At 29.9% G+C, this 6,720-nt stretch carries 4 protein-coding genes; 2 read left to right on the top strand and 2 right to left on the bottom strand.

Features of this window, described 5'->3' with window-relative positions:
* Window positions 1-908: glycosyltransferase (locus tag A9G22_RS01780; protein WP_442899731.1), on the bottom strand; the 908-nt coding region annotated here is incomplete at its 3' end.
* A 251-nt stretch (window positions 909-1,159) separates the two neighbouring features.
* Here A9G22_RS01780 and msbA (A9G22_RS01775) point away from each other — a divergent pair.
* Complete coding sequence (gene msbA, locus A9G22_RS01775) at window positions 1,160-2,896, top strand: lipid A export permease/ATP-binding protein MsbA (RefSeq protein ID WP_075508244.1); 1,737 nt, start codon at window positions 1,160-1,162, stop codon at window positions 2,894-2,896.
* Window positions 2,897-2,910: 14 nt separating this feature from the next.
* Window positions 2,911-4,692 (top strand): lipid A ABC transporter ATP-binding protein/permease MsbA, encoded by a 1,782-nt coding sequence (gene msbA / locus A9G22_RS01770; RefSeq protein ID WP_075508243.1) that lies wholly within the window; start codon window positions 2,911-2,913, stop codon window positions 4,690-4,692.
* 996 nt (window positions 4,693-5,688) lie between these two features.
* On the opposite strand, the gene A9G22_RS01765 is transcribed toward msbA (A9G22_RS01770), so the two are convergent.
* Window positions 5,689-6,645 carry a glycosyltransferase family 8 protein gene (locus tag A9G22_RS01765; RefSeq protein ID WP_065587415.1) on the bottom strand — a complete coding sequence of 319 codons (957 nt, stop codon included), beginning with the start codon at window positions 6,643-6,645 and terminating at the stop codon, window positions 5,689-5,691.
* Between the last annotated feature and the right edge of the window lie 75 nt (window positions 6,646-6,720).

The following is a 6,720-nucleotide window of genomic DNA, read 5'->3' as shown; positions in this document are numbered from 1 at the left end:
AGTCTATGCTTTGCACAATATCTCATTTGCGTAGCTGAGGTAGCTGATAATAAAAGCGTTGATTTCCACGGCGAAGCAGATTTAGCATCAATAAAATATTTGGAACATTTGTAATCTTTTGCCCAACTATGCCATGGTTTAGTTGGTCCAATATAATGAATTAATATTGTTTCATCTGAAATAGGTGGGCAGTGGTTGATATCTGATTTATATTTTAATTCATAATTAATACTGACTTGTTGATTATATTTTCTATCAAGATATTTAACTTTTTCGAGCAATAACAGATTCAATACATCTTGGTCTAGATGGGTGAATTTTTTTGATAGGTTTGAATCGGAAAGTAACTCTAAAGCTTTACTATTTACATTAAATTCTTGCCATTTTTTTAGATTAATCAGTAAAAATCCCGCATTAAAGTAACCTGTTGATAATTTGTGTTCGTTGAGTCGAGTAGCACATTTATCCCACCATATTGGATCTTTTTCAGTCACTACATAAGCAACTGCATCGTCAAACTGCAATATAAATAGATCTTCCAATGATCCTTTACATATAATATCAGCATCCAGATAAAGTATTTTATCTGTTTTCTCATGGAAATAATCGGCAACTATAAATCTAAAGTAGGTCGCAATTGTCCAGTTTTTAGTAGTTGGTAGGTTAGATAAATTATTATCATCCACTAAATAAATTGTTATATTGGTGTTATATTTATCGGCAAGTTGCTCTAATTTCTTTTCAAGCTCATTGTTAATGTAATTTGTGAATATATGAAAACTAAAATCCAAATTAGGATTAGCTAATAAAATAGACGTGATTGAAACAGCACAACCCAAAAAAAAGTTTTTATCAATGCCATATGCAATGTTTAATTGATGAATATTATCATTGACTCCAAATCTTATTCTTTTTTTATAATGTCATTAGCATTGAAATACATTGCCTATTTCCTATTGCATCACTCTTTAATACAATTAATTATTAATTGTTGAGTTGAGCTTTCTATACAGTAAAGAATAAAAACTTGTTTTGCTTTAATTGTGTATTATATAGGTAAAACAAATTTTTTCTAGTTGAAAAAGAATTGTAATAAAATTTCAAATTCATAGATTATGTATAGTATAATCTATATTCTAATTAACTTTGTGTATCTATTATGTCCAATAAATATAGCTCATTAAATACTATAAAACAATTGTGGCCATTTATTTATCCGCATAAAAAAGCTTTAATTGTTGCAATTATTGCACTTTTATTCAATGCAGCAACGGATGCAACTTTAATTTCATTAACAAAACCTTTGCTTGACAATGGATTGATGGATAAGAACTATGAGTTATTGATTCTTTTTTCAATTGGCATTATTGGCCTAATCGCATTACGCGGTTTATCAAATTATTGTTCTACCTATTGTCTTTCTTGGTTGTCGGGTAAAGTGGTAACTAAATTTCGGCAGTTAATATTTAACCATTTAGTAAAAAGTCCTATTAGTTTTCTCGACAAAAATCCTATTGGAGAGCTTGTTACATTAATAACATATAATACACAACTATTATCAAAAGCATCATCAGATGCACTTATTATATTAGTTAGAGAAGTAGCCTATGCTATTGGTTTATGTATAGTGATGTTTTATGGAAATTGGAAACTTGCTTCAGTTTTAATTGTTGTTGTGCCATTAGTCATTTTTATCGCTCAATTTATCGCAAAAAAATTTCGACATGCACTTATTTCCATGCAAAAAGGTATAGGAACTATTACAACTGCAGCAGATGAAATGCTAAAAGGGCATAAAGAAATTTTGATTTTTAATGCTCAAAAATATGAAAAAAATAATTTTTATTCAATTAATGAAGTCTTTAGGCGAGGTATTTTAAAGATCGTTCTAGTTTCTGGTTTATCAACACCGATCATTCAATTAGTGGCGACATTGGCTTTAGGGCTAATTTTATTTCTTGTCGCTAACCAAACACTAGATATTACACCAGGATCATTTACTGTCGTTTTTTCGGCTATGGTTGCTGTAATGCGTCCTTTGAGAGAGCTAACAAGTGTGCATCTTGAATTGCAAAAAGGTTCTGTTGCTTGTGAGTCACTCTTTGGGCTTCTAAATTCAGCAGTTGAAGAAGATAGCGGAACTATTGATTTAAAAAGAGCCAAAGGTAGTATTGAATTTCATCATGTGACATACACATATCCAACAAGAACATCGCCATCTTTAAATAATATTAGTTTTAAAATTAAAGAAGGTGAAACGGTTGCTTTAGTTGGCCGTTCTGGTGCGGGTAAATCCACTATAGCGAGTCTATTGCCACGATTTTATGATATTTCAGTAGGGGAAATATTATTAGATTCTGTGGATATCAAAAAGTACACTCTTAAATCGTTACGTAATCAAATTGGTTATGTTTCTCAGCGAGTTCATTTATTCAATGGAACGATAGCTGATAATATAGCTTATGGAGCAAAAAATAAGTTTAGTCAAGAAGATATCATAAATGCAGCAATACAAGCTAATGCAATGGAATTCATTGAAAAGTTGGAGCATGGTTTGGATACTGAAATTGGTGATAATGGTGTTTTATTATCAGGTGGGCAACGTCAACGAATTGCTATTGCTAGAGTTTTATTGCGAGATAATCCGATTTTGATTTTTGATGAAGCAACATCAGCTTTAGATAATGAGTCTGAACGATTAGTCCAACAAGCAATAGAACATTTACAAAAAAATCGTACTTCTATTATTATTGCACATCGATTATCAACAATTGAACGAGCAGATCGAATTTTAGTTATTGATCAAGGTAAAATAATTGAGGAAGGCACTCATAAAGGATTGTTATTACAAAATGGCCTCTATGCAAAAATGTATCAATTACAATTTAACACTTAATTAAAAAATATATTATGAAAAAAAATAATAATCCAGCTAATTCAGCAATAAATAATAATATTGATCAAGACTCATCAACTTGGCAAACTTTTTCTAAATTGTGGCCTTATATTGCTAAACATAAATTTATTCTTTTTTTATCAGTAATATTACTGATTCTTAGTGCTTTTGCAGACACTTCGCTTATTGCTTTGTTACAACCATTACTTGATAAAGGTTTTGTAGAAAACGATCAGCATTTTTTAATGATGGCGCCTTTATATATCTTGGGATTAGTTTTATTACGGGGTGTTGCAAATTATGGATATGCTTTCTTTTTATCTTTAATTTCAACTAAGATTGTCCTTAAAATTCGGCAACGACTTTTTAATCATTTTGTTGATGCACCGGTAAGTTACTATGATCAAAACTCTACAGGAAGATTATTATCACGAATTACTTATGATACAGATCAAGTTGCTTCTTCTTCATCTGATGCTTTAATAACAATAGTACGCGAATCTGCTTTTATTTGTGGATTATTTTACACAATGTTTACCAATAGCTGGCAACTATCTTTATCGCTGATCATTATTACACCAGTTGTTATTGGTTTAATCACTTTTATTTCTGTAAAGTTTAGAAAACTGGCTAAAAGTATGCAGAACTCAATGGGTAGTGTCACGATGTCTGTTGAACAAATGTTAAAAGGTCATCGCGAAATTATTTTATTTGGTGCTCAAGACGAAGAGTCTAAAAACTTTGATAAAGTAAGCAATAAGTTTAGACATGATTCAATGCGACTTGTGTCTATTTCTGCTTTATCAACGCCTATTATTCAACTTATCATTTCATTTGCAATTGCTTTTGTATTATTAATGGCAAGTGATCCTGACTTGAATATCACTCCAGGACAGTTTACCGTCGTTTTTTCCTCACTTGTTGCGTTAATGCAACCGATAAAGAGTTTAACGAGTGTTAATGCCGAGTTTCAGAAAGGAATGGCTGCTTGCCAAACTTTATTTGCTATTTTTGATCAACCAATCGAGAAAGATAATGGAAAAATTAATATTGATCGAGTTAAAGGAAATATTGAATTTAAGCACGTTAATTTTACTTATGCAACTAGACAAGAACCAGCTTTACAAGATATTAATTTCACAGTAGAACCATATAAAACGGTTGCTTTAGTTGGGCGATCAGGATCAGGAAAAACGACTATCGCAAGTTTGCTAACTCGTTTTTATGATATAAATGATGGTGAAATTTTAATTGATAATTATAATATTCAAGACTTTACTTTACATAGTTTGCGTAATCAAATTGGGCTAGTTTCGCAAAATGTTCATCTGTTTAATGATACTATAGCTAATAATATTGCTTATGGTCGAGTCGGTGAATACTCTCAAGAGCAAATCGAAGAAGCTGCTAAAAAAGCTTATGCTTATGACTTTATAAAAGGACTTGAAAAAGGGTTTAATACAATAGTTGGAGAGAGTGGAGTATTATTATCAGGTGGTCAACGTCAACGTATTGCAATAGCAAGAGCTTTATTACGAAATACTCCAATACTAGTGCTTGATGAAGCGACCTCTGCCTTAGATACTGAGTCAGAGCAAGTAATACAAAAAGCCTTAGAAGATCTTCAAAAAGGGCGGACATCAATAGTTATCGCTCATCGTCTATCAACAATTGAAAATGCGGATAAAATACTTGTTATTGATAGTGGCAAGATTGTTGAGCAAGGTAATCATGAAGAATTGTTATCAATGAATGGATTATATGCAAAATTATATCAAGGAAATTTTACAAATTAATAGAACAGGATTTTTACAGGCTTAGATGTAAAAATTTTTTGCTTGATAAGGTATTGAAGGGAGTATGATAATAAACTACGAGAATGTTTTACTACTTAAATAGGCAGAAAAATTTAATGGTAAAAGCGTTTAATTTAGCTATGAAGAGCCTTGTTAAATCAAAAAAAGTAAGGTCTATATTTTTTATGGAAAAATATCGTTCTGTAGCAAACCTTATGAATGATTAAGGAAGTGGGGGGATGCAATAGTAATAGTTACTTCCTATTTTTAAATCTCTTCGAGGAAATATCCTTAAGCTTTATGTTGATGTTGTAGCATAAAAATGGATTATCTTTCTTTATTAATAAATTTATTTCTATTGATGGTGTTTTATTTTATGATAGAAAGAAGAGTATAAAACAGATAAAAAACGGTTACAAAGTAATAAAATTGATGTTGTGGATAATGGCCATAAAGTGACAAGCACTCTCCAATAATTCAAGCTATCAATTTGCTACATACAACGAGTTTAATCAAAAAAATAAATTGTATGATATACATCTATATATTATCATCAATATGCATCCTATGTTTCACCAAAAAATTCTGTTCGATAAGGGGGTTAAATTGTTCAATATAACCGTTTTGATTTTAATATAATCAATGGTTGTTTATGAGGTTTCCATACTACTGTATTTTCTCCGCTGTTTATAAAGAGCTGAATTGCCCATATTGTATGTATGGCAAAGCCCTTTAACTGAAATGTTTGCCTCAGCTTCTTTTAAAATAGATACGATTTGGTGTTCAGTCATTTTTGCATATTTAAATCCTCTTTTATTTTTATCATAGAGAATTTTCTACTATTTTAGGAGGATGGTTACAAAATTTTTCTCACTGCATCTATTATAGTGAATATGTAATTTTCGTCATTATGCTAAATATTACATCAATGAAAGATGCGATATTTTAGAAATTAAGTTTTATTGCTTCTATCTTATATCTAGTTAAAAAGTTTATTTAATTTTTTCTAAACAACTTTAATTTAATATAATGTAAAAAATATTTACAACTTTTTAGGAATTGTTTTCTTTTAAAATATGATTGAGCATAAATACGATAATCATTAACGCGCATTTTATGTTTATAACTTTTAAGTGGACTAGTTGCCCAAGGTGTGAAGTGTTTATAAAAACAATAGATATTTTGCGCAAGTCCCGTATGTTCTTGATACCACATTTTTCGAGTACCAGTAAAATGAATGATATAGGGTAAAGATTTTTCATTATAAAAAAATGTTTCTTTTTGCTCATCATTCATCCAAGTAAACAAATAATTCCAATTAGGATCTATGAATAGAACTTGATGTTGTAAAACAATATTTAGCGCATCTTGGTCTGGATAGATCAAATCTTTATGTTCTAACGATAATAATATTTTATTTGTTTTATTTTCTGTATCAAATTTCATCCAGTTATCAACATTAATATATAAAAAGCCGGAATTGAAATAACTTTCAGAAGTAAGCTCAAGTCTTTCTTTATTTTTTGACATATTTTGTTTATCTAATGAGTCTGGTGTCACAGCACAAATGACCGAATCTATATTTATATTTGAAATCGCTGATATGTCAGAAAAACAGAGCGTATCTGCATCTAAGTAAATAAATTTATCAACTTTCCCATATAATCGTCTTGGAACTGATAACCGAATATACATTGAACGATTAATATGAGTTATTTTATTGTTTGTTTGAACTTTATATTTATCTAGCTCTTCGCAAGGAATAATGTAGATACTAATTAGGGGGCTAATTTTTTGTAATTTCTGTTGGTCTTTTGGAGATACATCATATAAAAAAACATGGAAATGAATATTATGTTGCATATTATTAAGCATAATGGAGGTAATAGATACACCTACATGCTCAAGGTAATTTGAATCCGTACAATATGCAATGTTAATTCTATTATTCATTTCTAACGCTCTTTAAAAACTTAACCATGCTATTTAGTCATTACAAAATTGATATGTCAATATAAAATTGATTAT

The organism is Gilliamella sp. App2-1 (assembly GCF_001690255.1).
GTDB classification, from domain to species: domain Bacteria; phylum Pseudomonadota; class Gammaproteobacteria; order Enterobacterales; family Orbaceae; genus Gilliamella; species Gilliamella apicola_G.
This window is presented reverse-complemented; position numbering and strand designations above follow the sequence as displayed.